Genomic DNA, 26099 nt, shown 5'->3' with positions numbered 1-26099 from the left:
GAACGACAACCAAGTGCCTTCGAGGCGCGGTCACGGGAAGACCTGTATCCACTGAGTCACACGCATCGAACAGTAGGCTTTCGTAGTGTTCCCGACATAGGAACAACTAGGCCGCTGATGAAGGGCATGCGGGCCCAACTGGAGAAGCTCCGTCGGGACGCAGCGGAGTTCAACAACCGGATCGTGTTGTGGCTGCATGCGTCGAGCTTGAAGGCGCGATAAAAGTCGCGAGGGCGCAGATGTCCCGCGTAGGCACCGCCTCCGCTGGCCGCCATCGACAAAAGCGATAGCCCCGCCATGGCAAGTTTAGTAGGTCCGGCGCATCACCTGAAACAGCCGAGGCAGTTTCGGAGGAAACTTGTTGGCGAGGCCGAGAACTGCCATTTCGTCGGTCTCGAGCGCAATCTTTTGGGCGAGCATGATGTCGCCAGTCGCCAAGGTGCGCTCGGGAATGAAACACCATCCGATCTTCGGCTGTCCGTCTTCGTCGAGCTCCAAAACATTGCTCACAGTTCCTTTGTGAATTCGATATCGGCGGCCAGTGTGAGAGCCCGTGACTTCGAAATGCCCCTCGGCATCGAATTGCGCACGCTGCTCAGGAGATAACCATTCCCGCAAAAGACGTCGCGCACGCGCCTCCGGGCAATTTTGCTCGATGAAGCTCCAATATAGTTCACGGAGAGCGCGCAAACGCGCACTACTGCGTACGCCGCTGCGTCTGAACAGGAGCATTTGCCGTGCCGTCGAGATTTAGCCGCCGACAAGGCGCGGATAGAACAGCGTCTCATCGGCAGTCGGATCGAATGTCCGTACGACCTTGAGATCGCCGGCTGCCGTCCGGGCGGCAGCGGTAAATCCCTGGCCGATCAGCTTCTTGAAGCGGCGCTCAGCCCTGGCCAGCCCGTCGGGGTCGGTTTGGTCAAAAAAATGTCTGCTGTCGCCCGTGTGGTTCATAACGATCTGCGTAGCCATTGAAGATAACTCCGCAATTCCTAGCCCCTGAGCGGAGAAACCTCGCAGCGACAATTAGTGTTCCTACTTCCGAAAAATTTCGCTGTGCAGCGTAACGACGGTGCGCCAGCAACTGCTCCAGGTTTGCCTTCCAGGCAAGCAGGTCCCATCGGGGCCGGACTGGATTCACGAGGTTAGGCACGACGGCTACCAGATGTTGGTCATCAGCCGCAGGCAGGTGCCGGACTCCTGCGAGTTCGAGCCATTCGCGCCAACCGCCGGCAAGACGTTTTGATTCGACACTCAGGGCAATTTGCCAATCCGATTCACATAGGCAGGTGCGGAGGCCTTCGATGAGGCGCACGCTCTAGGCCCGCCACGCTTCGACATTGGCGCGGACAGCGGCCTCGGCCCGGCTTTGGTCTCCTCCGTGCCGCAAGTGCCGGGGCCGCTCGGGGCGATACTCAATGTAAAGGGGTCGCTGATCTGGCACAGCTCCGGATTTCAAATTATACGAGATAAGACTGTCTCAGCCTCCCGGACTTCCTGGTTGTCACGACCTTCTAGGTTCCAGCGAAATCACATGTGAATCGATGACCTTCTCTAATGACAAAAAGAGAACCCCACCACCGAGACGGTCAAGCTGGGGTTCAGGTTCGGCTCACGTGTACGTTCTCTACTGAAAACTTACGCCATTCAGTATCGTTCCAGCGGTCAGCCGATGAGCCGCTGTCGTTGGAGGACTCGGAAAGACGCGCCGCCAACAACGACCGCCCTACTTTGATGGCCGCGAGCCGGGCGACACAAGCCATTCGGTTATGTGAGAGGTGATTTCGGTCTGCCGGGCCCTCCTGAGGAGGCTATCCCGTTTGTGCCCTGGCGGACATGATTTGGCTTCATCGCGTAGCTGTTGAGCTTCTAGATCAAGCCGAGCCTTTAAAGAGGCTTTCTGTCGGAACCGCCGTCGTCTCATAGGGAGAAATTCATCCGTTAAGGGTCGCCCTTAACATATGTTATGACATTAACTCGGAAGAGTTAATGATAGAGCCCCAAAGCCCATCTAACCTCATGTAGCTCTTACCGGTCACTGTTCGTGTCAGTTCGATTGGGACCGTGAAAGGCGATCAGTTGAGAGGAGCTTTGCGGGCTCAGCAGGACGGGCTACGGAGCGGCGCTAAGTTCTGCCCAGATCGGATGGAACGGCGTGGTGCGCTTCCTTCATGTCGCGCCTCGCAGCTTTCTACCGATGCGAGCAATGCCGTCACTCACGTTGATCGCGGGCAAGGGCATTGAGGACGATCGCTACATGAATTCATGAAGGATTTTATTCCTATCTGCACGGAGAATGCGCAACTCACTATGTTCGAGGTCGAGACGCCGGTCGCAATCAAGCGCGACTGCGGGATCGGACTCGGCCCAGAGGAGCACCGGCGCAATGTGACGGTCGAAGGCGTGCCGCTGAACCACCTGATCGACCGTCAGTCCTGGCTCGGCGAGACCTTGCTGCAAGGCACCCGTCTGGTAGATCCGTGCAGTCATATTGAAAAGGTCACCGGCAAGGCGATTGCCAGACACCTGATCAATCGCGGCGGGCTCTACTGCAAAATCGTGCAAGGCGGCGTTATCAGGATTGGCGACACAGTGCGGAACGCTTGATGAGCGCGCGGCAGTCCGCAGGCCGGCGATCAGCCCGATAACTGGCACCGCAATAAGCGCTTTGCGCTTGCTGCGCACGGCCTGATATGCATCTGCGATATCGCCGAACCCGGGTTCGCGCGAACGATCCTTTGGCTCCGGCGTCTTACAGTCAGCGGAGCAGCATCATGGACCCGCGGGACGAACTTCAAAGGCTGCAACATCAGCTCGAATTGGCCAATCGCGTGATCCCCTTGATCCGCGACGCCGCCACGGCCGAGCCGCTGCAGAGCTTCGCGCAGGAGATCAAGAGCAAGCTCAATGAACTACATGCGCTCATTCTGCGCGAGGAGACCCGCAAGCGCGCGTTCGAGCTCTGGCATGAGACGGGCCGCCCCGAAGGCCGTGACCTGGAATTCTGGTTGCGCGCTGAAAGCGAGTGGCCGGCCAACGACCCGACTTCAACACACATGGGACCAGGGAGTTGGAACCGTCCGCCAGTCGACGACTTGAATCCGCGGGCCGGCCTCGCCACCGAAAGTCGGCCCGCACAGCCCTTGCCTCGATCCCCAAAAGCTCCCCAAGGCGAGGCGGTGTTTTCTCGGGAGGTTCGCATGGCTCACGTCTACGAGGACGATATCCGCGCGCGTGCCTACAAGCTGTGGGAAGCGGCCGGCAGACCTGAAGGGCGCGGGGACGAGTTCTGGAAGGAAGCCGAGCGCCAGCTCAAAGAGGAGCAGGTTAGGCACGAGCTGAAGACGCCGGACACGCTCTGAAGCTCTTCTTCGCGCGCATCGTTGAGCTCCGGCCTAGTCGAGAGCCTGGCCGCTTTCGACAGGAGAGATCGAGTACCGGATCAGGGTGGGCAGCGTCTGAGCGGACGGGCGAATCTGCCTCGGCGATATGACCGGCCGATGTTGTTCGACGTGGTCTAGCAGTTTTCGACATCTCCACGCGGCGGTCATTTTCCATTCAGGGACAGACTGATGCGCGTGACGATTTGGTCCCACGCGCGCTCCTCGCGCGCAGGATAGTTGATCAACACGCAATGGACGAAGCGCTCAGAGAAGTTGCATCGATTATACCAGACAATATCCCGCTTATAGCTCGATACTGCAAAGAACTGCGGCGTCACTCTTTTGTATTGAATGTGCGCGGGCGGATGCTTTTCCGCCAGAAAGGTAGCCGGCGTCTCGTTACCCCTTCTTGGCACCGACTGGACCGTCAGTTCGGCGCGACCATCAGCCGTTTCGAGCCGTTGTCCAAACCCATCCGGCTGCCCTGCCCTTTCGCTGAATATGGACGACGTGTTGGTTTTCAGCGACTGCGATGAAGATACGAAGCTGTTCCAGGGTCATGGCCCGCCATCCCGCAAGTTTGATCAGTCCGACATTAGCATCGTCGTCGCTGCGCTCAGAGAGAGAGAGAGAGAGAGAGAGAGAGAGAGAGAGAGAGAGAGAGAGTTGGCGCGTCAGTCGAACTCCGGGGTGGTCGCCGTCGATGAATTCAACCCCTGCGGCCTCTAAGGCACGTCTGACCGCGGCCAAGTTGTTTATCGAAGGGATCCTGCGGCTTTCTCGAAGTCACGAATAGTGCTCTGGCTCAAATTGGACCGAGCAGCCAATTCGGCCTGAGACCAGTCGAGCAGTCCACGGGCTGCCCGAGATTGATAGGGGGTCATCCAACCGCCATTTCATGAGACACGTTTTCCGTCTATCAGCCACGAAAAGCGTTGACAATCCGCGATTCGTTTAGCGCAGACGGTTTTCGTGTATTGGAGTTCAATTTGACCGACGAGCATCTTTGGGAGCATTTGCCCGAATTGTGATACGTCGTCAGACGCAGCTCTTTTGGTTCTTGAGAGGCGATTCATCGCCATAGCAGCAGAACTCGAACGCGAAGTTGGGGATCTTGAGTTTTCCGACGGCTACTCCACGATCGAACGAGCGATCATGGAAACCCCGGCACACACATAGCAGGCTTGGGCGTTAAGGCCCGCCATTTGGCCTACGTTGCATCAGAGTACTGGGAAGCCCCGATCGATCAAATCGCTTGGGAAGGACGAGCGGTACGTCTGCTAATCGAAACAGTCTGCAGTATCGCAAACGCGCCTTTGCGCATCGAATACGGTGACCCTGATCCTATGCTCAAACTGACAAATAGACCGGCTCAGGATCGAGTGTTGAACAGACAGCAACTCGGCGGCTTGCCGGATACTCCCATAATCGGCGGCTGCGACCACGAACTGGAGCTGCTGCAGGTCAACAGCGAGCCTCCGCGACATGCGTTGTCTTATCATTGTCTCGTTTCTCACAACTTTCGAAGCGAGGAAGAATGCGGCCCGCGAAATCGAGAGTTTGAAGCACTCCATACTCAATTGCGATTAGACGAGCCAGATGACTGGCGTTTACGCGAGCACACCGGCGATATCCTGTGAGCCGTCTTAGGAGTGTTCGTTATCGAGACAGATAGCGTAAGACCATCTCGGTCATGTTCTTGAGGCGATCTTTCAGGGTTTCTTCGGCGAACAGATCACGATCGAATACGATAGAAAGGGTGTGTCGGTTGGAGACGTAGGTGAAGCCGAGCGCTGAAATACTGATGTAGAGATCGGTTGCGTCGATGCCGGGCCTGAACTGTCCGTCGCGAACACCGCGATCGAGAATGCGCTGCAGCTTGGCGATGATCGACGTGTTCACCTTGGAAATGTGATTTGATTTTCTCAAATGCGCGGCTTCGTGCAGGTTCTCGTTGTTGATCATGCGCACGAACGCTGGGTTGGCGATGTAATAGTCGAACGTGAACTCGATCAGGCGGATGATGGCGTCCCGCGGCGGTAAGGCATCGAAATCGATCGCTGCCTCGCTGTCGCGTATATCGGCATAGACCTGCTCGAGAACGGCGATATAGAGACCTTCCTTGCTGCCGAAATAATGGAAAAGCATCGCCTTGTTGCTGTTGGTGCGGGCGATGATGCTGTCTGTGCGGGCGCCCCCGAATCCCTTGGTCGAGAATTCGAGAAGTGCGGAGTCGATCAACTCCTTGCGGCGACGCTCCGGTGCGCGCTCGCGCGGCTCGACCGCGCGTTGCGTGCTGTCAGTCTCCGAGGAGGCTTTGCCCTCGTTATCCCGTCCATCAGCCGGTTGTGTCGTCACTGAAATACACTCTGTCGTTGACATCAACCAAGCAGTTGATTAATCGTATTGTCAATCAATATCAAGCGCCATGGGGGGACCCCAGGCGGATTACGGGAGGACGGCGTGGCGTACGCCTTCGATTTCACTGCTGTCGTCGCGCATTGGCGCGAACTGCTGAAGGGCTGCCTGCTGACGCTGCAACTGTTGCTGCTCGCGATGCCGGTCACGCTCGCGATCGCCATCGCAGCCGTGCTGGTGCTGCAGATGCGGGAGAACATCAGCACCTGGCTCATCGGAACATTCGTCGAGATCGTGCGCAACACACCGTTTCTAGTGCAGATCTTCTTTCTCTACTTCGGACTGCCCAGTATCGGCGTGCGGCTCGATCCAAATGTCGCGGCGATCATCGCCCTTAGCCTGAACGGCGCCGCCTATACGATCGAGATCCTGCGCGCTGGCGTGGAGGCGGTGTCGCGCGGCCAGATCGAGGCGGGGCTCGCGCTCGGTCTCAGGCCGACGCAGATCTTCCGCTACGTCGTTCTCAAGCCGGCGCTGCGCACCGTGTATCCGGCGATGACCAGTCAGTTCATCTTTCTGATGCTGACATCGAGCATCGCCTCGTCCATCACAGCTGCCGAGCTGACGCACGTCGGTGCGGAGCTCGAGGCCGTGACCTTCCGCAGCTTCGAGATCTACTTCGCGATCGCCGGGCTCTACCTGCTGATGTCCTTTGGGCTCTCCAAGTTGTTTGCACTGATCGGGCGCGTCGGTTTTGCATATCCGGCACGGTAAGAGGCGCGCATGCGAGACCAGCCATGATCACCTCACTTGGGCCCGCACAGTTTCATCTGCTGCTGGTCGGTACCCTGTGGACCCTGGCCCTGTCGACAGTCGGTTTCCTGTTTGGAGGGCTCGGTGGACTCGCCGTGGCGTTATGCCGGACCCGCGGTTTGAGGGCGCTGGAGCGGTTTGCCGCCGCCTTCATCGAGATATTCCGTGGCACGCCGCTGCTGCTTCAATTGTTCATCGTCTACTACGGCATCGGGCTGTTCAACATCTCGGTGAGCCCCTGGATCGCGGTGTCGATTGCATTCATGCTTCACGCGAGTGCCGTTCTTGGCGAGATCTGGCGCGGATCGATCGAATCGGTCCCGCGCGGCCAGACCGAAGCCGCAAAGGCGCTCGGCATCCATTATTGGTTCCGGATGCGCTACATCATCCTACCGCAAGCCCTTAAGATTCCGCTGCCGGCGACCATCGGCTTCCTGGTTCAGCTTATCAAGGGCACGTCGCTGGCGGCGATCATCGGTTTCACCGAGTTGTCCCGGACCGGAACGCTGCTCTCCAACATCACGTACCGGCCGCTGCTGATTTACGCGATTGTCGGCCTGATCTATTTCATCGTCTGCTGGCCGCTGTCGCGGCTGGGACGAGCGATGGAACGTCGCCTCCGTTCCCTTTACCGTGCAATAAGCAGGACGCTCCACTGCGTCACCCACGAGATGGGCTTCGCACGGGCGGTGGCCGACCGAGTGGTCTTCATGGCCGACGGTGAAATCGTCGAAGAGGCGTCCCCCGAACAGTTCTTTTCGGCGCCCACACACAAGCGGACGCAGGCCTTTCTCGGCCAGCTTCTCGTCCATTGGAAGTCGCCCAAATAAGGAAAAAACATGAAGAAAATCTTCATTCTGAACGGATCTAACCTCAACCTCCTGGGCCAGCGCGAGCCCGAGATCTACGGGCGAACCACGCTCGCCGAAATTCGCGAACGTTGCATCGCCCGCGCCAAGCCGCTTGGCTACGAGATCGACTTCCGTCAGACCAATTTCGAGGGCGAACTGGTTGAGAGCGTACATCAGGCGCGCCAAGAGGCCGCAGGTATCATCGTCAATCCGGCCGCCTACACCTTCACCTCGATCGCGCTGTTGGACGCGCTGAAGACCTTCGACGGTCCCAAGATCGAGCTGCATATCACGAACGTTCATGCGCGCGAGAGCACCTACCACAACTCCCTGATCTCACGCACCGTGACCGGGATCCTGATTGGCTTTGGCGCGAACGGATACGAGCTAGCCATCGATGCCATGGGTCGATTCTTGGCCCCGGCTTGACCGATGGCGAGTGGAATCGGGTGAAGGATTTCAAGCTGCGATGAGGCTGGCGAGGTACTCGTCGTCACACGGTGAAGGAAGCGGGGAGGTAGAGATAAGATGAGCTACCGCTTGGACAACGCTGAGCCGGCAGGCGCCAATGGCGAGGCACAGGCTCGCGCAAAGGCCAGGAACAAGCGCGCAACGCTGGTCGCAAACTTGCGCGCGCTGGTCATGACCGTCCCCCTAATCACAGAGGGCGATGAAGGAAGCGGGAGGGAGAGATGAAGTCTGGTTCATCCACAATCGCGGCGTACCTAGTCGCGTGGGTCACAATTTTTTTTGTTGCTTTTGGAAGAGGGGCATCTTTCGTTTGCGCCCAGGAGGGCTCTCCAAAAGTTGCGACGGGCGGTCTCAATGAGTTCGACTTAGCGCAGCTTTGCGGCGAAGCAGGACGTTCTTCCGACAAGAATCCCCTTCCGCGCAGCCGATTTGGGTATGTACCGTCACAGACGGGGCAAGCTCCCGAATTCGCTTACGTTACTTCTCGTTACTATGTCCAGAAGGGGCCCTACGGGGATCCACAAGGTTGCGAATTCAAAAGATACCTCTATCGTCTAGATCCGGAGGGCGCGTTCAAACGAGAAGAGCTCGATGAGAAAAGATTCGCGCAAATAGAAAATGATATACGAGCTTATGCTCGTTCAAATAAGCAATTGAACGGTGGCGAAAGCCCAAGTGTGCCTGGCCCGTCCACGGCGGATTCTGTCGGAGGGTGCCTCTTTCCGATATCGTGGTACACGATTGGCGACCGAGACTATGCTTTGTTGTCCGTTGCGGCTAACGGCGGGATAGTCAACTACGTCATTCCACAATACCAGAGAACGATCGACGGAATTCTCTCAACTTGTGATGCGTGGGGAGAGCGACATCTCACAAATTCAAGCATCACTTCAAGCGAGCTTGCATTTCTATCCATCAATTCAGCCTTGTTGTTCGTCGAGTCGAAAGACTACCAAACGGGCTTTCTCTTTAAGCCGGGTCTCGATTTCCAGTGTGTCCGAGGCACTGATTCTTTTTCGCGCCATATTCTGATCAGTCGAAAAGCTTTCGATGCGGAGATGCGCGCCGGCCTGGAAAATGTTCTCCAGAAAAACAGCTACAAGTCGAAAATCTCAGAGAAAGGCAAGCGCAAGATGCTGTCGTTCTTTGAGTCTGTTTTTCTCAATCAACAGTTGGCGGCCTTGATGGCCAGGCTGACAGAAGACAAGGGATGCAAATAACATGGCGTCGGTTAACGGAGTTCAGGCTCTCGCAATTTTGACTGGCTCTGAAGGTGCGAAAGGCAATCTGGTCTCGCTTCCCGTTGCCTCCAGCACCGGAGAGCTAGGCAACTACTACAAGGGTAATAGCGCGGGCTTTTCGTTCGGGACAGTACCTGCTCTCGCCGGTGATGCAGGCGATGAAGGAAGCGGGGAGGGAGAGATGAGAAGGATTTGCATGAGGCTGAGTGGCCGGCGCATATCTGCTCAAGTAGGGGAATGGGAAATGGCTGAGCCATCTGGACTCATCTACAATCCAGGATCAACAAGGGGATGTAATCCCGGTTCGAAGGTCTTGCTGGTCGGATGCTGAATAAGAGTGACTACCCAGCTTGGTGGTGGCGCGTTTCGCTATGCGTCTGCGAGCCGAAAACACCTGCTTCGATGCCATACTGGACGATATTCGCCGCGGCCTGACCTCGGATTATTTACGTCAAACCACCCTCTCTCTATCGCACGTCGCCGAACGCCTCCAGTTCAACGACACGTCGGCGTTTACAAGGGCATGTCACCGTTGGTTTGGATCTTCTCCAAAATCTGTTCGCCAGAATTTTTTGGCCGAAGACACGCAGCGAACGACGGGAAGTCCATGGGTCCCTGGTTGGCGCGCTTGCTGACAACCTTAATCCGGTCGTTTCGGCTGACCACGCAACGTCGTCGTTTCTGACGCTATGTCCTCGACACCCCAGTGTTGATGCCTGTGCTGGTATCAAACCGACACGAGATCTCCGGTTTCCGCGGCGCGCTTGATCGCATCGATCACTCGAACGGTTTTCAGCCCTTCGCGCCCGCTCACCACAGGCTCGGCCGTGCCGCGGATAACCGCACAGAAATTGGCGATCTGCAGACCAAGCGGGTCTTCCTTCTCGTAGCTCAGCCGCTCGCGCTCGATCGGCGCCCACCAACTGGGGTGATGCCATAGATCGAGTTGCGGAAAGGCCAGCGATGCTCTTGTGCCGCCGATCTGGTAACAGGTCTCCTGCGTATGACTGTAGGCTGGGTTCTCACCAGCCGTGAATTCCCAACTCCAGGGCGACTGGATGGTGTCGAAGACATTGACCGTTCCCAGGGCGCCGGAGGCGAAGTGCAGGATGATCACCGCGGTCTCTTCGACCGCATTTCCACGCAGCCGATTGGATTGAGCGGCTTGCACCGCGACGATATCCCCACACAGGTACCGCAGCAGGTCGACATCGTGGATGAGATTCAGGAAAACAGGCTCCGCCCCTTTTTCGCGGCGCCAGGCCACATCGAAATAGTCGTCCGGCTTGATCAGCCAGAACATGCCATGTACCGACACGATCGGGCCCAGCCGGCCGCTGTCGATCTCCGCCTTGGCGCGTTGGATCATCGGATTGTGGCGGCGATGATGGCCGGTGAGCAGCGGCACGCCAGCCCGCTCGGAGGCTTCGACCACGGCCTGTGCAGCGACGACGTCATCCGCTAGCGGCTTCTCGATGAGCGCCGGGATGCCAGCTGCGATACAATCCATGCCGTTGGCCACGTGCATCTGATTGGGGGTGGCGACAACCACCCCGTCTGGCCGACTTCCGGAGAGCAAGTCCTGGAAGGACGGAAACCAGTCCACCTTCAGGGAAACCGCCAACTCTCGGGCCGCCGGCTCCGGATCGACGATCGACGACAGTGCCGCCTCCGGCCGCGAGAGAATATGTTCGATGTGTCGCTTGCCGATGAGACCCGCTCCCATCACCGACAGGCGGACTGGTGAACTCATACAATGCTATCCCTTCTTCTCATCAAGGAGCTTGGCCACACGACGCAAGCCGAGCAGATAACACTGGGTGCCGAAGCCTGAGATGACCCCATCAGCTCGTTTGGAGACAAACGAGTGGTGGCGGAATTCCTCGCGCTTGTGCATGTTGGAAATATGCACCTCGATCACTGTCCCCTCGAACGTGTTCAAGGCATCCAGGATGGCGACCGACGTATGGGTGAAAGCGGCGGGATTCATTACGATACCGGCGGCCGTCTCGCGCGCCTCGTGGATCCAGTCAATCAGCTCGTATTCCCTGTTCGACTGGTGAAAGCGAATCTCCAGGCCGAGCTCCCCGGCCAGCGCCCGGCAATCTCGCTCCACATCCGAGAGCGTCTCGTGGCCATAGATGTGGGGCTGGCGCTTGCCGAGCAAATTGAGATTTGGCCCGTTGAGGACGTAGACAAGACGACTCATCGAAGAACTCCGTTCAGTGATGGGCGAGGATCTCGCCAAGGAACTGCTTGGTGTGGGCGTGCTGTGGATTGCGGAAGAAAGCGTCGGGAGCGCCTTCTTCGATGATCTGCCCTTCAGCCATGAAGATGACCTGTTCAGCAAGCTGGCGAGCAAAACCCATCTCGTGGGTGACGCAAATCATGGTCATGCCTTCGTTGGCGAGGCCTATCATCGTATCGAGCACCTCCTTGATCATTTCGGGATCGAGAGCCGAGGTCGGTTCGTCAAACAGCATCACCTTGGGCTGCATGCAGAGCGCGCGCGATCGCGACGCGCTGCTGCTGACCGCCCGAAAGCTGAGCCGGATACTTCTCAGCCTGGTCACTGATGCGGACCCGCTCGAGATATTTTCGCGCGGTCGCTTCCGCCTCGGTCTTCTCATGCGGCGCGCGCGGATAGGCGCGATCCGCGCCAGGCGAGAGCTCGTCCAATAGGGGAAGGATCGCCTGCTTGCAGGGATGGGTGACGTTCAACCCGTCAAAGCCCATATGCCTTGCTGCCGCGAGCAATGCCTCCACGCCGAGCTTCAACTCTGCCAGATCGATCTTCTTGTAGAGATAGCGGATGCCGGCGGCGTCGGCTGCCGCTTCGCGCATGGGCGGAGTGCGGGACGCCGCGATGCCGCTCCCGATAAGGCCGACGAGAGAGCTGGACTTCGGATGCATGGTCGGCGTCGCCCGTCAGCTCAAAGGGACAGTCAAATCGGCGATGACCTGAGCCGTGCTCGGTCGAACGCCGCGCCACCAGGCAAAAGCTTCGGCCGCCTGCTCGACCAGCATGCCGACGCCGTCGGCGAGCTTGGCTACGCCTTCGGCGCGGGCCGCTTGCAGAAAGGGAGTCAATCCCTTGCCGTAGGCAAGTTCGTACGCCAACTCCGCACCACGGAAGACGTTGCCTGGAAGCGGCGGCATCTCACCTCGCAGGCTGGCCGATGTCGCGTTGACCACGACGTCATAGCCCTCGGCAAGATCGGCCAGTTCAGCATAGCCGCTGACGATCAGGGGACCACAACCGGCAAACTTTTCGGCCAATGCCACAGCCTTCGATAAGGTAAGATTGACGAGAACCAACTCGGACGGCTCCTGGCGCAGGAACGGCAGCAGCGCGCCACGCGCCGCTCCTCCAGCACCGAGCATCAGGACGCGGCGGCCGGCCATTTTGACGCCGAGATTGACCGTGATGTCCCGCACAAGGCCGATCCCGTCGAAATTCTCGCCAATGATCCGATCGCCGTCGAACTTCAGGCAGTTTACGGCGCCGGCTCGGTCGGCGCTCTCTGAAAGCTCGTTTGCGTAGGCGAAGGCATCGAGCTTGAACGGGGCAGTGATGTTCAGCCCCTTGGCGCCCTCCGTCCGGAATTGATCAACCCGTTCGCTGAAGCCATTGACGGGTCCCTCAATCGCCTCATAGACAAGGTCCTGCCCCGTCATTCTGGCGAAAGTGCCATGGATGAGAGGTGATTTGCTGAAGCCGATCGGATTGCCGATCACCGCATAACGGTCGCTCATCGCTCACTCCTGCACTGCGACTTCGTTGTAGAGCACGCCTTCGCGCACCATTGTCTCGACGAGCTCGGCCGAGAGTCCCAGCGAAGCAGCAATACGGCGATTGTCCTGACCGAGCAGCGGCGCCGGAGTACGCACCGTGGCGTCGCAATCGGAGAAGCGGAACGGCAGGTTCGGCAAAGTGACCTTGCCGAGGACCGGATGCTCCTGCTCAACCAGCATGCCGCGCGCGTGGATCTGCGGATCCTTCACGACCTCTTCGATTGTCTGCACCGGAGCCGACGGCACACCTGCTTCGTCGAGTGCCGCAAGACAGGCGTCCCGAGATGGTTGCGACAGCGTCCAGGTGCGCACAATCTCCATCGCTTCAGCATAATGGGCGTTGCGCGCAGCAGGCGTGGTGAAGCGTTCGTCGGATGCCAACGTGTCTCCCCCGATCAGGCTCGCCAATCGTCGCCACGCATCATCGACTTGCGCCGCGATGACAAGATTGCCGTCCTTTGCCGGAAAGACGCCGTAGACGGTCGAGTCTGGCTGTCCGCTTCCAGTCTGCTTCGGCAGGTCGGTCCCGCCGGAGAGGAAGTAGCGCTGCACCGCATAATCGTGCATCGAGACCATGCAGTCGTACAGCGCCAGATCGATGTGCTGGCCGCGCCCGGACGACGCGCGGCCGACCAGCGCGGCATTGATGGCAGCCACGCCGTGAATGCCGGTGTACATATCGGCCAATGGCATTCGCAGCAGCGGCGGCGCTTCACCGGGATTGCCCAGTTGCGCCAGAGCGCCCGACATCGCCTCTGCGATCAGGCCGAAGCCCGGACGGTCGGCATAGGGACCGGTGTGGCCATAGGCGGAAACCGAACAGTAGATCAGCCCGGGATTCCGCGCCGACAGCGCCTTGTAACCGAGCCCGAGGCGTTCAAGTGCGCCGGGCCGATAGTTCTCGATGAAAACATCGGCTGTGTCGGCCAGCTTCATCATCATGTCAAGACCGCGCGTATCGCGCAGGTCGATGCACAATCCCTGCTTGCCCATGTTCTGCTGCAGGAAGTAGCCGGATTGTCCGTCCTTGAAATAGCCATGGGCGCGGCCCGCATCGCCCGCCTTCGGGCGCTCCACCTTGATGACCTCTGCGCCCATCGCGGCGAGGCAACGGCCCATGAACGGCCCTGCGAGAAAATGGCTGTAGTCAATGACGCGAATGCCTTTGAGCGGCAGATCCTGGAGCGGCAGATCTTGCGTGGTCATGCCTGCTCTCCTGCGGCGTTGGTCTTCGGGCGCATCGGAATCATCAGCCGGTGCTCGCCGAGCTGCACCACTTCGCCGCGCTGATTGATCAGCTCCGAAGGCAGCACCACGATGCCCCACCCTTCGCGCTTCGTGGCGCGCATTGAACCAACGCGAAACTTGACGTGCACGGTATCGCCGAGCTTGATCGGCAGCTTGAAATCCCACGTCCAGCCCAGCGACATTCCCGGAAGGAAGCGGTAGTCGGCACGCGTCTTCAAACCGTCGGCCAGCGACAGGCCAAACAGCCCGTGCGCGACGCGCGTGCCGAAGGGTGTGGTCTTGGCGTACTCCTCGTCGACATGAACAGGCGTGAAATCACCCGTCAGTTCGGCATAGGCATTCACCATTGCTTCGGTGACCGTCACCGCGGGGGTGACGCATTCGTCGCCGACCTTGGCATCGTCCCAGTAGCGCTCATCGGTCATATCGCGTGTTCCTTAGGCCCGTGGATTGATCGCCAGCGCCGCTTCCACGGCGCCCGCACTGGCTTGCAAGATCTCGACGTTCAGCCCGCCCGGCAGCTCAAGCCAGTTTGGCCCCGCGGGTAACGCCTTGGCGCCCCAGGCGGCGGCGCGGGCAAGCACACCTTCGTAATCGTCGACCATGATGCCGAGATGGGCGAGGCGCCCCTCCGGTCCGACGAAGTTCGGATCCTCGATGAGTTGCACGCTCCCGAGCACCCATACCTGCCGCGGGCGCGCGCCATCGGCGGGCTGCTCGTCGCGAATGGCAAGACCGAGCACCTCACGAAAGAAGCCGACGTGACGATCGACGTCCGGCACGCGGATCGCGACGTGTTCGATATAGGCGCGGGGGAGCGTCATCGCCTCAGGCCTTTCCCGGATAATCGCTGCGGGCGTACTCAAGCCCTTTGACCAGCGCGACGAGGGTCGAATTGACGGGGGTCGGCACGTTGAGCTTGGCGCCCCAACGCACGACCGAGCCGTGAATGTAGTCGACCTCGGTCAGATTGCCGGACTGCAAGCTCTGCAACATCGACGTCTTGAACTCGGGCGGCAGTCCGGCAGACGCCATCGTCCAGGCAAGGCGCGGATCGGCAATCGAGATCTTGACGCCGGCAGCTTGCGCCACCGCGATGCCCTCTGAGATTGCGGCCAGCGCGCAATCTTCCAGGATCGGCAGCGAATAGAGACCGCCGTAAGTCAGCCCGGTCACGGCGGTGATTCCGCCGCCGGCGACGTTGATGAAGAGCTTGTCCCACATCGTGCCCATGATGTTGTCGCTGAGCAGTGTGAGAATGCCGGCACGATTGAACGTCTCGGAAATCCGCTGTGCGCGTTCGGTCAAGCGTCCATCGAGCTCGCCGATGATGGTTTCCTTGCCGACCACTCCGGAGCGAACATGACCGGGTCCGAGCAGCACGCCGCCAACATAAGTCTTGCCTGCCATGACCCTGTTACGACCAACTTCCTCGGAAAGGATGTCTTCGTGGCCAAGGCCGTTTTGCAGCGACATCACGACCGTCTGCGGCCCGATGATCGGCGCGGCCGCCCGGATCGCATCCCGCGTGTGGTAGGATTTGACGAGAACGATGACGAGGTCCGCCACATTGCCGACCTGGTCCGCGGAGGTGCAGGCAGAGACCTTCACGACGGACACGGCGCCACCTTCGAGCATCCGCAGACCACCGGCATTGATCGCGTCGACATGAGCCTGAAACGGATCGATCAACCAAACGTCGGCACCGCCGCGCGCCAGCGTGCCGCCAATGGTCGAGCCCAAGGCTCCCGCTCCGATAAAGCAAATCCTCATCCGAACGCCTCTCCCTCGCCGATTTTGGCGTTGGAAGCGTGCTAGCAGGTTGCGTAGTATTTGGATATGCTATGATCCTTATAACCATTATTACAGATCGCAATGAAGCACCAGGACCCGTCCGAGACGAACCTTTTGGAGCCGCGCCTACTCCGGCTGTTTGACGCGTTGTTCTCCACGGGTAGCGTCACCAAGGCCGCCGAGAAGCTCGGTCAAAGCCAGCCGACCATTTCCATCTGGCTGGCGCGCCTGCGAAAGGAGTTGGACGATCCGCTCTTCATCCGGTCGGCGCAAGGAATGCTGCCGACCCCGCGCGCCGAGGCTCTCATCGGCACGGCGCGGCAGGCGTTGGAGATGCTGCGACGTCTGGCGGAGCTTCGCCCTGCGTTTGATCCGGCGACTGCAAAGCGCCGCTTCGTCATCTGCATGACGGATGCGAGCCACATCACGCTGCTTCCCGCCATACTCGCCCACGTTCGCCGCGTTGCGCCGGGCATCCGCATCGAGGCGACACAGATCGGCGCCGACACCTCACGAATGCTGCAATCCGGCGAGGCCGATCTGGCGCTCGGCTACATCTCGGATCTCGACGCCGGACACTTCCAACAGGCCCTGTTTCCGCAAGATTGGGTCTGCCTGGCGAACGCAAACCATGCCCGCATCCGTGAACGCATCACCGCCAAGGATTTCAGACGCGAGGCGCACGTCCTCATTCGCTCCGGCACCGGACATCAGCTGCTCGCGGAGGCGCTAAAGGAACAGCAGATCATCCTCGATGTTGCGCTCGAGCTCCCCGGCTTTCTGGGGTTACCCGCAATCGTCGGAACGACCGACCTGATCGCCACCCTGCCAAGGCACATCGGCGAAACGTTGGCTCACTATTACGGACTGCGCGTGCTCGATTGCCCGCTGGCGATCGCCGGCTTTACGGTCAAACAATATTGGCACGCCCGCTTCCATCACGACCCGGCGAGCCAATGGTTGCGTGACGTATGCGGGGAGCTTTTTCAACAGCAGGACGTGCGCGGCCTGCATCGTTCCGGTCGACCAAAGCAGCGAAGGAGACGCGATTTGCTGTCGTAGTGGAGCCTTTGCTGATGAAGCTGTTCGACGCGGTGCAGCGGCGCAAACTGCCGACAATTCCCTCGTTTCGGCATTCTTTTCTTCGGAGGCGCCGCGGACGCCGACCTTGAGCTGTCCGTCTACGGCCATGTCGGCGACGGCAATCTGCACTACAACGTGCTCGTTCCTGCCGGCGTCGACCGGCTGGAGTTCACCAAGCGGATCGAAGGCAGCCTATCGCTGCAACTCTACGACACGGCCGCGGCGCTCGGCGGCACGTTCAGCGCAGAGCACGGCGTCGGCCGTTTCAAGAAGCACCTTCTGGAGCGGTACGGCGATGTCGGGCGTATCGCGGCGATGCGGCGGATCAAGACCGCCTTTGATCCGGCGGACATCATGAACGCCGGCGCGGTCGTTCTTCCGTTGGGAGAGAAGTCTGCCCGTTGAACCATCGGCCGGCGAGCTGGCGATGCTTTCGTCTAGGCCCAAACGGCGCATCTTCGGCCGAGTCACCTCGATCAGCCAAATCGTCTTGTCCATAAAGAAAGAGCCACTCCGAAGGAGTGGCTCAAGTTGGGGAGGAAACGCCCTTTAGGGACTGCTAAATCGCGATCAGGCCGCGATCTGTTCGATCGGTGACCATGGCAGGCCGGGACTTTCGGCCACGGGCCTTGAAGTTAGCCGTCCGCCATGGACATTAAGCCCCGCACGCAGATGGGGATCTTCGAGCACAGCTCCGAATCCTTTGCTCGCCACGGTGCGCGTCGGGCCTGACTTCCGGCTCGATCTTCAGATGGCGGCGATGTCCAGCTTCGAGCCGTCGACCAGACGCGACAGCCGGAATGGTGTGGGATCGACGCAAGGCGTGTCGTTTACGACGAGCTCTGCGGCCAGATAGCCGAGCCCCGGGCCCAAACCGAAGCCGTGACCCGAGCAGCCTGCCGCAAGGACCAGGCCTTTCACCGCCTCCACCTGCGACACCACGGGCACTGCGTCCGGCGTGCAATCGACGAAGCCGCCCCAGGCGCTATCGATCTCTATTTCGCCGAGTTGGGGGAAGGTTTTCCGGACGCTCTCCACCACTTGGCTCATCAGCCATTTCAAGGGCGCAGGATCCAACACGCGATTCTGTTCGAAGATCCGATCGTCGTTGGTCAGCAGCGCGGGCAATGAATCCGGCCCCGAAACGAACGACTGGCCGATGCCGAGCCTGACGTTCTTCAGGCGACGCAAGAACTGCGGCATGAATTCCCGGCTATACCGGAGAGCCTGGGGCGTGATTTCGAGGTTCGCCTTGCCGCTGATCGCAAGCGTGTAGCTGCCGTCCAGTCGGCGCGTGATCGTGCAGTAGGGTGTCGAGACCGCCTCGCCGATATTGATTGTGGGGGTGGAACGCAGCGCGGTCTGCCGGATGCTCGCTTGGGGGAAACTGATCCCGAGCGGCCGAAGGAAGCGCGAGGACCAGGCGCCGGCGGCGCACAACACCGCGCTGGTTCTGATGTAGCCCTTCTCTGTGTGCACGCCCGCGATCTTGCCATTGGCCAGGTCGAGCCCACGCGCAGCGCATCCCTGATGGATCGTAGCGCCCAGCACTCTGGCCGCATCGGCGATAGCCGGCGCGGCGAGCGCAGGTTCGGCCTTGCCGTCCCGCTCCGAATAGGTCCCCCCGACCCATTTGTCGCGCGCTTCGGGGACGCGCTCGGCCACCTCCGCCCGGCTCAGCACGCGGGTGTCGACGTCGTACTCCCTGGCGACCTCGCGCCACTTTTCCCAGTCGGCGAGCACAGCCTCGTCGTGGGTCGCATAGACGAGGCCGCAGCGCCGAAATCCGAGGTCCCGATTGATATCGCGCGTGAGCTCGTCCCACAGCCGCATGGAGATCACCGAGAGCGGCAGTTCGCGGCGATCGCGGTTCTGCTGGCGGCACCAACCCCAGTTTCGGCTCGATTGCTCACAGGCAACGTGGCCCTTCTCGAGCAGCGCCACGGAGAGGCCGCGCTTCGCCAGGTAATAGGCGGCTGTAGAGCCGAGGATGCCGCCGCCGACGACGACGACGTCGGCCTCGGCGGGGAGGCGCTCATCGCTGTGAATGCGCTCGACGTGGGGCGACATGTTTCAACGAACCTCGGCTGCCAGGAATGCGGAAGCAAAGTTCCGATCAGCCCCTTCATCGCATCGTGCGCGCGATAGAATGTGCTGAAATCATCTCGGACTTCGCAAGATGTACGGGTTTTTGACCGCTTGATTGAACGATGCTGCTCAAGCCCGACCGAGCTCGAGTTCGGCGCATGGCGGCGCGGCCTGCTCGTCCGTCGGATCGCACTCATGGGCCTCGTCCGCTTTGTCCCGGGCGAGCGCACCCTCGCCTGAACTGACTGTCAGCAATTCGCTGTGATAGCCTCTCTCGGCGGCCGACCTCATGGGTCGTTGCTACCGACGACATCGATAGAGGGCGGCTCATACCCGCCGCAGCTCGCACCCGGGTGCTGCCCCGATGACATCTACGATCTAGCCTGCGATATGATGAGCGCGCGCTCCATGGTTGCTAGGAAGAGGTCAACATGCTCGGCTTGACATACGAGCGGAGGGCGCACTTTAAGCGTATCTTCATTGGCTCCGGTCGTGCTGATAAGCACGCCGTCATCCCGCATTGCGTTGACCAGGTCCAAAGCCATCGCACGACGACCTGCCGCCGGGGTTCCCCCAGACCCTATGTCGACGCCAAAGAATAGACCGGCATTTCGGATGGCGCGAACCTCATAACGTTGCGTTGCAAGCTTCTCGAGTCCGGCGCGGAGGCGCTGGCTCGTCGCAAGCGCCTTTTGCGGGATTTGGTCGCGCTGCAGGATCGTTAACACGGCGTTCGCTGTTGCTATTCCGACTGTGTTTCCAGCGAATGTGTTCGAGTAGCGCGAGGTGGCACCAAATTGGTCCATCCATGCTCTGCGACCAACGACAGCGCCAATCGGAAATCCGTTGCCCATCGGCTTGCCCAGAGTAACAAGATCCGGAATGATCCCATGGCGCTCGAAGCCCCACATACAGGCGCCAGTTCGTCCGAAGCCTGGTTGAACTTCGTCGGCAATGACGAGACCACCAGCCTCCTGCACCGCAGCAACTCCGCTCGCGATGAAGCCAGGAGGATTTACCCATACGCCATCGCTGGAAAAAATGCTGTCGATGAGCAGGGCCGCAACGCCGATACCACGACGGTTCAGATCCATCATGGCTGAACGAATCTGTGTCTCGAAATAGTCCGCAGCCTGGGCTTCCGGTATGCCCGCCGGCCCGGGTAGGGACACCATCCGCACGAATGGGCTGAGCTTGACTGCGTCGCCCAGGTTCGGCGAAACCGCGGCCGTTGCAGCACTCGTGCCGTGATAGGCATAAGTGGAAACGATCACGCCTTCATTGCCGCTCGCACATCGCGCAATGCGAAGCGCCAGATCGTTGGATTCACTCCCCGTGCAGGTAAACACCACGCGGTCGAGCTCGTTTGGGAAAGTACCGACGAGCCGCTCGGCATAGTCGACAAGCTTTGGCTCGAGATAGCGCGTGTTGGCGCTTATTTGGCCCGCCTGCTCCGCCGTTGCGGCATTTACTTCCGGGTGGCAATGGCCGAGACACGGCACGTTATTGTAGAAGTCGAGATGAGCCCGCCCGTCCGGATCGTACAACCACATACCTTCGCCGCGAACGAAGTGCACGGGCCGGCGGTACTGGAGCCGATAAGAAGCGCCCAGAACTTTGTCACGACGAGCAATGAGCTCGGATTCGCGCCTGGGAAGGTCGGATTCGCCGGGCCTGTAACGATTGGGCATGAGATCCGTGGACATGAGCTGCTGCCTCTTTGAAAGAGTACCCTGATCACTTCGCAATTTTTACGACCCTGTCGATCGAACGAACCCAAACGGCGTTACGGCAAGGACGACGACACAGCCGCCAGGACTGCCGCCTTGGCCGAGGTGACATCAAGAGGCGTTAGGATAGAAAGGCCGCGCTCGGCACGCGCGACGTTCTTTTTGATGTACTGAGCGTCGGCCGGAAAAAGGTGGGCGCGCCAGTAGTTGACCAGGATCAATGCGCTTTGTCGCGCCCGCATCAGTCCGACCAGGAGTCTTGCTTCCAGCCTCGAAAGCGGAATGACAGAAGCATAGCCCGCAATGAGATGTTCGGCGCCCCCCAATGCCAGCGTCGGATCCGTCACGACGTGACTTGCCGCGATCGCCAGATCCTGGATCCTGGGGCTCCAGCAGCCATCACCAAAATCGATGAAGCCCAGTCCCTGGCCAGTCACAATCGTATTGAACGGGCTGGGATCGTTATGAGTGACCTGCCAGACGACGTTGGAGATTTGTGGCTCAACAAACTCCAGATACTCCGCCATGGCGGCGCGAACGCTATCGGCAACGCTCCCGCTTGGTAGGTACTGCTCTAGTTCCATCAGCCGCGACCAGCACCCGACATGCCAAAGAACGGGCCGATGGGCTGCAAGCACGTTGACTTGCGCAAGCGCCAAATCAAGCCGAGCGAGGGCGCGGCCAGTCCGAAAGAGCAGCTCGGGAGTGGGCACCACCTGGTGCAGCGGAATGCCCTCGATCCGGGTTTGCAGGTACCCGCATATCCCCTCTTCCTCAAACATCAATGCGACGCTGCTCGTGCGCAGCACTGCGGGTGCAACGAAGCCTGCAGCACCCTGCAAGCCTGCCATGGCCGAGGTCTGAAAACGAAAGCTGTCGAACGCCTCCGGTCTGGTCGACGTCTTCAGGATGCACCGGCGGCCGTCCAGGAGCTCGACCTCAACGGTGCGCTCGACCTCTGAGGACAAGGTCGCGATCGCGCCAGTCACTCCGTAGTGACGCTTCAGCAGTGCCGCCGAGATGTCCGGTTCCGAGGATTCGGAGCGCACGGCCAGGACTGCGGCAGCCGCGCGAAAATAGGTTTCGGTTGACGCTGACGCGCAAGAAAGATGGCCTGCTCTCGCAGCCACCGGTCCGGTGTACGGACCTAGTTGTCCATCGGGCACCAGATCACTATGAGCATCCAATGCGAGAAGTCCTGGCCTGTTGAAGATCGTGTTCTTCATGCTGCGCATGGTGGAGCGCTCCAATCGTGAAGCCTCGCTATGCCTGGTCTTGAAAGCGGCTTTCGGCGGCAGCTCGCGCAAGAATGGACAAGGTGCTCCGCAAGGCCACGATCCGTTTGCGCCATCAGAGCCCGAAAACGCCTGGCAGCTGCGTCAGATCGCCGATTTCGGCGTACTCGTAGTAGGGGTTGGCCGGCTCATGGCGCCGATTGACCCAGACTTTGCTCTTGATACCCAGATCATAGGCAGACATCAGGTCGTGACGGAAAGACGAGGAAACGTGCGTTACGTCCTCTGGGCCGCATCCCAGTATGTCGAACATATATTCGAACGCCTTGAAGTGCGGCTTATAGGCCCCCGCTTCTTCAGCGGTGTAGACCGCGTGAAATGGCGCGCCGAGCTTTGCCACATTCGACGGAATTTGAGCCTTCATCGAGTTCGAAAGGATGACCAACGGAACTTCCCTGGCAAGTTTAGCTAAGCCCTCGGGTACGTCCGGATGCGGCCCCCAGGTCGGAATGCGTCCGTAGATCGTTTCGGCCTCTTCGGCGCGGAACGGGATGTTGTTGCGGCGGCAGGCGCGCTCAAGTGCGTTGTGAACGACATCGGCATAGGGCTTCCAGTCCTGTAACACCTCATCGATACGGTAGGCCTGGAAGTTTCTGATGAATTCGTCCATGCGCGTTCTGTCCAGAAGATGTCCGAACAGATTCCGTGCGGCTTCCGCCATTTGGAAATTGATCAGTGTGCCGTGGCAATCAAACGTCACGTATTTCGGCCGGAAGCGCCCCATGTTCTTGGCTCCTATCCATCTGGCTTACTAACTAAGCCGAGCATAGCCGCGGGCATCTGGCAGAATGTGCTGCAATGCATGGTCATCCAGCAGAAGGCCCCCGACCTACCGCAAAACCCAGCACGACGTTTCGCGGGTATTGGCAGTCAGTTCAGCCAGCATCGGAAGCCTCATTCGGCGCAGCTACGCATCCCGCTGCCGCTTGGCTCCAACGAAGCGCAAAATTTAATGAAGCGTGATGGCGCAAGGCTTGATAGTTCCGAGCTTTGATCCGGCAGGAACGTTCTTCGGGGTGAAGGCACATCGTCAAGTGACCGGCCGATCACGGCGCAGACCGCATCAACAGTTTTCGTGCGGTGCTAAGCAGATGTTGCCGCAGCGTTCATCTGTAAAATCCGACGACGGCCTTGGTCTCGAGATACTCCTCCATGCCCTCTATGCCGTATTCCCGGCCGTTGCCGGAGCGCTTGTAGCCGCCAAAAGGTGCGTTGGGGTCCCAGTCGGGATGGTTGAGATGCACTTGACCCGACTGGATTTGAAGGGCGACCGCCCGTACCGTCTCCATGTCGGTGCCTTGTACATGAGCGCCAAGGCCGTAGACGGTGTCGTTGGCGATCGCGATCGCCTCCTCCACGGTGTCGTAGGGAACGATCGACAGCACCGGGCCGAAAATCTCCTCCTGCGCGATTCTCATGTCGCGACGGACGTTGGAGAAGATCGTCGGCCGTGCATAGAGGCCAATCTGAAGGTCGTCAGGCCGCCCCGGCCCGCCGATGACGAGCTTGGCGCCTTCCTTCAGACCGACATCGATCATGGTCTGCACGCGCTCGAACTGCGGCCGGTTGGCGATCGGGCCATGGGTCGTGCTTTCCGCAAGGGGATCGCCGACCACCAATTCAGAAGCGGCGACCGCCGCCAGGATCTCGACCTCCTCCACCTGTGAGCGGGACACAAGCATGCGCGTCGGTGCGCTGCAGGATTGGCCGAGATTGCGGAAGGCTGCGCCGACGCCGAGCGGAACAGCACGGCTCAGATCGGCATCCGGCAAAATAATGTTCGGCGACTTGCCGCCGAGCTCCTGGGCGACGCGCTTGACGGTGGGCGCCGCGGCCTGCGCGACGAGAACGCCGGCCCGGGTCGAGCCGGTGATCGAGATCATGTCCACCTGCGGATGCGACGCCAGACGAGCGCCGACGATCGGACCTGTTCCATTGACGAGGTTAAAGACGCCTGGCGGACAACCGGCATCGTCCATTACCTCAGCGAATAGCAAGGCGCTCAGCGGCGATAATTCGCTCGGCTTCAACACCACCGTGCAACCAGCCGCGAGCGCGGGGCCGACCTTGGCTGTGATCTGGTAGAGAGGCCAGTTCCAGGGGGTGATGAGACCGCAGACCCCAATCGCCTCTCGCATGATCGCGGTGCTGCCGCGTGGGGTGACGAACGGATAGTTCGCGAGATTGTCGCGTGCGACACGGATATGTTCGGCGGCCAGCGGTACCTGGGCTCGGCGCGCATAGGTGATGGCAGCTCCCATCTCGCACGTGAGGACCTGCGCGAACAACTCCAGCCGCTGGAGGAGCAAACCATGAACCCGGTCGAGCAGCGCCGCCCTGTCAGCAGGCAGTGTCATGGACCAGCCGACGAAGGCTCGTCTGGCAGCTGCTATGGCGCAGTCCACGTCATCGTCATCGCCGAGCGTAACCTCGGCGATCGGCTGCTCCGTCGCCGGATTGACGACGGTTGCTGCTGCCGCGACTGATCCGATCGGCTTCCGCCATTCTCCGTCGATGTAGAATTTTCCGAGGAAGCCGGCTTCCGTCAGGTGTCGAAGGGGAGAGGTCATTGGAAGCGATCCTTGATCCGATAATAGGCGGCGACCAGCAGCAGGAACCAGGGCGGACCGAGATGGCCCGGAATGGCCGGCTAGGCGAAACCTTTCCAGGGGTTGAGCTCGGCGCCCGTGAACGGCTCTGATGTGTCCAGAAAATAGGATGTAAGCTTCACAACCGGCCTCCGAATCTTGCTTGGTTGAACAGCCTACCAGCCGCGCATCCGTGGCCATCGCGCTTCGATCGCGCCGCTGCCGGCGGAGACGACGTTGTACAGTGCGTGTTGCGAGGCCGTTGCGCAGGCATGATTGGGCAGGATGCGGACCTTCGCACCGATCGAAAGGTCGGGCAAAGCCTGCGCCGAGCCGGGCCTGACGGCGAGGATGCCGTGCTCCTGGCTCGCTTGCGAAACGATCAGGTCGGGATAGATCTTGCCGGCCACATCGCAGACCAGACCGTATCCCTGGTCGACCCGCTGCGCCGCGGTGCCGCGGTCGCGCGACAGCGCCATCCATCCGGCATCGACCAAAATCCAGCCCTTCTCGGGCTTCTTGCCGATCACGGTGGCGAGCACCGAGATGGCGATGTCATCGGTGGTGCAGACACCGACGCCGTGCATGACCAGATCAAAGAACATGTAGACGCCGGCCCGCATTTCCGTAACGCCGGTCAGGTCTTCGGCGAAATGGGCGGTGGGCGTCGAGCCGACGCTGACCACAGGGCATTCATGCCCGGCCGCGCGCAATGTCGTTGCGGCGGCGACGGCCAAGGCGCGCTCGTTCTCCGCTGCCGCGACAAGGGTCGCGGGCGTGCTGAGGCCGTAGGATTCGCCGGCATGGGTGAGAATGCCGGCGAGCTTGACCCCGACCTCGGCAAGGGCGGCCGCGACGGCGATGAGCTTGGGATCGGTCGCCGTCAGCCCGCCGCGGTGACCATCGCAGTCGATCTCGATGAAGGCGGACGGTATCACACCGGCGGCGCGACCGGCCGCGCCGAGGATGATCGCCTGCTCCGGCGAATCGAGCAGCGCCTTGAGGTCGATGCCTGCTTTCCTCAGACGCATCGCCCTCGCGGCGGTGTGAGGTGCAAGTCCCACGGCATAGGTGATGTCCCGGAATCCATGCTGCGCGAAGTACTCCGCCTCCGCCAAGGTTGAGACAGTGATTGGTCCCGCCCCCGATGGATAGACGCGTTGGGCGACGTCAATGGATTTCGCCGTCTTCATATGGGGACGCAGCACGACGCCCTGCCGGGCCATACGAGATGACAGGCGGTCGAGATTGCGATGCAGCCGGTCCTTGTCGAGCAAGAGAGCCGGTGTTGCCAGCGCGCCGACCGCTGCGGCCGTCTCGCCGTTCCGGATGTCCGTTACGCGCATCTCCGGCTGTGGCAT

At 60.3% G+C, this 26099-nt stretch carries 27 protein-coding genes and 5 pseudogenes; 10 read left to right on the top strand and 22 right to left on the bottom strand.

Annotation, left to right across the window (positions count from 1 at the left end):
* Nucleotides 1-306 precede the first annotated feature (306 nt).
* On the bottom strand, nt 307-732 hold the full coding sequence (locus QA640_RS10875) for a hypothetical protein (protein ID WP_283040638.1): 426 nt from the start codon (nt 730-732) through the stop codon (nt 307-309).
* A gap of 18 nt (nt 733-750) precedes the next feature.
* Nucleotides 751-972: a hypothetical protein gene (locus QA640_RS10870; RefSeq protein WP_283040637.1), complete on the bottom strand. Its 222-nt coding sequence runs from the start codon at nt 970-972 to the stop codon at nt 751-753.
* A 1293-nt stretch (nt 973-2265) separates the two neighbouring features.
* Here QA640_RS10870 and QA640_RS10860 point away from each other — a divergent pair.
* Both QA640_RS10860 and QA640_RS48300 read left to right on the top strand, forming a co-directional pair.
* Entirely contained in the window at nt 2266-2607 is a 342-nt protein-coding gene (locus QA640_RS10860) for an MOSC domain-containing protein (protein WP_283040635.1), read from the top strand.
* Nucleotides 2608-2774: 167 nt separating this feature from the next.
* Complete coding sequence (locus QA640_RS48300) at nt 2775-3362, top strand: DUF2934 domain-containing protein (RefSeq protein WP_349253710.1); 588 nt, start codon at nt 2775-2777, stop codon at nt 3360-3362.
* 185 nt (nt 3363-3547) lie between these two features.
* Here the strand turns inward: QA640_RS48300 and QA640_RS10845 are convergent.
* From QA640_RS10845 to QA640_RS10835, 3 genes and pseudogenes are all read right to left on the bottom strand, one after another.
* A pseudogene (locus QA640_RS10845) lies at nt 3548-3892 on the bottom strand (hypothetical protein); the annotation flags it as partial.
* Between the two features lie 246 nt (nt 3893-4138).
* Nucleotides 4139-4267: a helix-turn-helix transcriptional regulator gene (locus QA640_RS10840; protein WP_349253709.1), complete on the bottom strand. Its 129-nt coding sequence runs from the start codon at nt 4265-4267 to the stop codon at nt 4139-4141.
* Between the two features lie 396 nt (nt 4268-4663).
* A complete protein-coding gene (locus QA640_RS10835; protein WP_283042766.1) occupies nt 4664-4828 on the bottom strand; it encodes a LysR family transcriptional regulator in 165 nt (54 codons plus the stop codon).
* Between QA640_RS10835 and QA640_RS10830 the strand changes: the two genes are divergently transcribed.
* Entirely contained in the window at nt 4769-5023 is a 255-nt protein-coding gene (locus tag QA640_RS10830; RefSeq protein ID WP_283043147.1) for a hypothetical protein, read from the top strand. The genes QA640_RS10835 and QA640_RS10830 overlap by 60 nt on opposite strands.
* Before the next feature lie 19 nt (nt 5024-5042).
* On the opposite strand, the gene QA640_RS10825 is transcribed toward QA640_RS10830, so the two are convergent.
* Nucleotides 5043-5741, bottom strand: coding sequence for a TetR family transcriptional regulator (locus tag QA640_RS10825; RefSeq protein WP_283040634.1), 699 nt, complete (start codon nt 5739-5741; stop codon nt 5043-5045).
* 105 nt (nt 5742-5846) lie between these two features.
* On the opposite strand from QA640_RS10825, the gene QA640_RS10820 reads away from it, so the two are divergent.
* From QA640_RS10820 to QA640_RS10805, 4 genes and pseudogenes are all read left to right on the top strand, one after another.
* Nucleotides 5847-6515, top strand: a complete 669-nt coding sequence (locus tag QA640_RS10820; protein ID WP_283040633.1) for an amino acid ABC transporter permease — start codon at nt 5847-5849, stop codon at nt 6513-6515.
* Nucleotides 6516-6541: 26 nt separating this feature from the next.
* Nucleotides 6542-7174 (top strand): annotated as a pseudogene (locus tag QA640_RS10815) (amino acid ABC transporter permease); the annotation flags it as partial.
* Nucleotides 7175-7393: 219 nt separating this feature from the next.
* The gene (locus tag QA640_RS10810) at nt 7394-7834 is read left to right on the top strand and encodes a type II 3-dehydroquinate dehydratase (protein ID WP_283040632.1); all 441 of its coding nucleotides are present in this window, start codon (nt 7394-7396) and stop codon (nt 7832-7834) included.
* A 263-nt stretch (nt 7835-8097) separates the two neighbouring features.
* Nucleotides 8098-9096, top strand: a complete 999-nt coding sequence (locus tag QA640_RS10805) for a hypothetical protein (RefSeq protein WP_283040631.1) — start codon at nt 8098-8100, stop codon at nt 9094-9096.
* Between the two features lie 748 nt (nt 9097-9844).
* Here the strand turns inward: QA640_RS10805 and QA640_RS10800 are convergent.
* From QA640_RS10800 to QA640_RS10760, 9 genes and pseudogenes are all read right to left on the bottom strand, one after another.
* Complete coding sequence (locus QA640_RS10800) at nt 9845-10870, bottom strand: Gfo/Idh/MocA family oxidoreductase (RefSeq protein ID WP_283040630.1); 1026 nt, start codon at nt 10868-10870, stop codon at nt 9845-9847.
* Between the two features lie 6 nt (nt 10871-10876).
* Nucleotides 10877-11326, bottom strand: coding sequence for a type II 3-dehydroquinate dehydratase (aroQ, locus tag QA640_RS10795; RefSeq protein ID WP_283040629.1), 450 nt, complete (start codon nt 11324-11326; stop codon nt 10877-10879).
* A 13-nt stretch (nt 11327-11339) separates the two neighbouring features.
* A pseudogene (locus tag QA640_RS10790) lies at nt 11340-11771 on the bottom strand (ATP-binding cassette domain-containing protein); the annotation flags it as partial.
* Nucleotides 11770-12030 (bottom strand): annotated as a pseudogene (locus QA640_RS48295) (shikimate dehydrogenase); the annotation flags it as partial. The pseudogenes QA640_RS10790 and QA640_RS48295, both read right to left, overlap by 2 nt.
* A 15-nt stretch (nt 12031-12045) precedes the next feature.
* Nucleotides 12046-12873 carry a shikimate dehydrogenase gene (gene aroE, locus QA640_RS10780; RefSeq protein ID WP_283040628.1) on the bottom strand — a complete coding sequence of 276 codons (828 nt, stop codon included), beginning with the start codon at nt 12871-12873 and terminating at the stop codon, nt 12046-12048.
* Nucleotides 12874-12876: 3 nt separating this feature from the next.
* A complete protein-coding gene (locus QA640_RS10775; RefSeq protein ID WP_283040627.1) occupies nt 12877-14118 on the bottom strand; it encodes a CoA transferase in 1242 nt (413 codons plus the stop codon).
* On the bottom strand, nt 14115-14585 hold the full coding sequence (locus tag QA640_RS10770; protein ID WP_283040626.1) for a MaoC/PaaZ C-terminal domain-containing protein: 471 nt from the start codon (nt 14583-14585) through the stop codon (nt 14115-14117). Before QA640_RS10770 ends, QA640_RS10775 begins: the two co-directional genes overlap by 4 nt.
* Nucleotides 14586-14597: 12 nt before the next feature.
* The gene (locus tag QA640_RS10765) at nt 14598-14984 is read right to left on the bottom strand and encodes a VOC family protein (RefSeq protein WP_283040625.1); all 387 of its coding nucleotides are present in this window, start codon (nt 14982-14984) and stop codon (nt 14598-14600) included.
* Nucleotides 14985-14988: 4 nt separating this feature from the next.
* Complete coding sequence (locus tag QA640_RS10760; RefSeq protein ID WP_349253708.1) at nt 14989-15933, bottom strand: ketopantoate reductase family protein; 945 nt, start codon at nt 15931-15933, stop codon at nt 14989-14991.
* 102 nt (nt 15934-16035) lie between these two features.
* Here QA640_RS10760 and QA640_RS10755 point away from each other — a divergent pair, with 102 nt between their 5' ends.
* Together QA640_RS10755 and QA640_RS10750 are read left to right on the top strand one after the other, a co-directional pair.
* Nucleotides 16036-17016: a LysR family transcriptional regulator gene (locus QA640_RS10755; RefSeq protein WP_283040623.1), complete on the top strand. Its 981-nt coding sequence runs from the start codon at nt 16036-16038 to the stop codon at nt 17014-17016.
* 72 nt (nt 17017-17088) lie between these two features.
* Nucleotides 17089-17442: an FAD-linked oxidase C-terminal domain-containing protein gene (locus QA640_RS10750; RefSeq protein WP_349253745.1), complete on the top strand. Its 354-nt coding sequence runs from the start codon at nt 17089-17091 to the stop codon at nt 17440-17442.
* 165 nt (nt 17443-17607) lie between these two features.
* Here the strand turns inward: QA640_RS10750 and QA640_RS48290 are convergent.
* From QA640_RS48290 to QA640_RS10730, 5 genes and pseudogenes are all read right to left on the bottom strand, one after another.
* Nucleotides 17608-17751, bottom strand: a pseudogene (locus tag QA640_RS48290) (alanine dehydrogenase); the annotation flags it as partial.
* Between the two features lie 33 nt (nt 17752-17784).
* Complete coding sequence (locus tag QA640_RS10745; RefSeq protein WP_283040622.1) at nt 17785-19107, bottom strand: FAD-binding oxidoreductase; 1323 nt, start codon at nt 19105-19107, stop codon at nt 17785-17787.
* A 389-nt stretch (nt 19108-19496) separates the two neighbouring features.
* Entirely contained in the window at nt 19497-20831 is a 1335-nt protein-coding gene (locus QA640_RS10740) for an aspartate aminotransferase family protein (protein WP_283040621.1), read from the bottom strand.
* An 80-nt stretch (nt 20832-20911) separates the two neighbouring features.
* Nucleotides 20912-22090 (bottom strand): phosphotransferase, encoded by a 1179-nt coding sequence (locus QA640_RS10735; protein WP_283040620.1) that lies wholly within the window; start codon nt 22088-22090, stop codon nt 20912-20914.
* Between the two features lie 115 nt (nt 22091-22205).
* The gene (locus QA640_RS10730) at nt 22206-22874 is read right to left on the bottom strand and encodes a haloacid dehalogenase type II (protein ID WP_283040619.1); all 669 of its coding nucleotides are present in this window, start codon (nt 22872-22874) and stop codon (nt 22206-22208) included.
* Here QA640_RS10730 and QA640_RS10725 point away from each other — a divergent pair.
* On the top strand, nt 22779-23144 hold the full coding sequence (locus QA640_RS10725; protein ID WP_283043146.1) for a hypothetical protein: 366 nt from the start codon (nt 22779-22781) through the stop codon (nt 23142-23144). The two genes, QA640_RS10730 and QA640_RS10725, sit on opposite strands and share 96 nt — an antisense overlap.
* A 112-nt stretch (nt 23145-23256) precedes the next feature.
* Here the strand turns inward: QA640_RS10725 and QA640_RS10720 are convergent, their stop codons facing one another.
* Entirely contained in the window at nt 23257-24720 is a 1464-nt protein-coding gene (locus QA640_RS10720) for an aldehyde dehydrogenase family protein (protein ID WP_283040617.1), read from the bottom strand.
* A 194-nt stretch (nt 24721-24914) separates the two neighbouring features.
* Nucleotides 24915-26099, bottom strand: coding sequence for an alanine racemase (locus QA640_RS10715; RefSeq protein ID WP_283040616.1), 1185 nt, complete (start codon nt 26097-26099; stop codon nt 24915-24917).

Origin of the sequence: Bradyrhizobium sp. CB82 (assembly GCF_029714405.1) — a bacterium.
Classification (GTDB): domain Bacteria; phylum Pseudomonadota; class Alphaproteobacteria; order Rhizobiales; family Xanthobacteraceae; genus Bradyrhizobium.
This window is presented reverse-complemented; position numbering and strand designations above follow the sequence as displayed.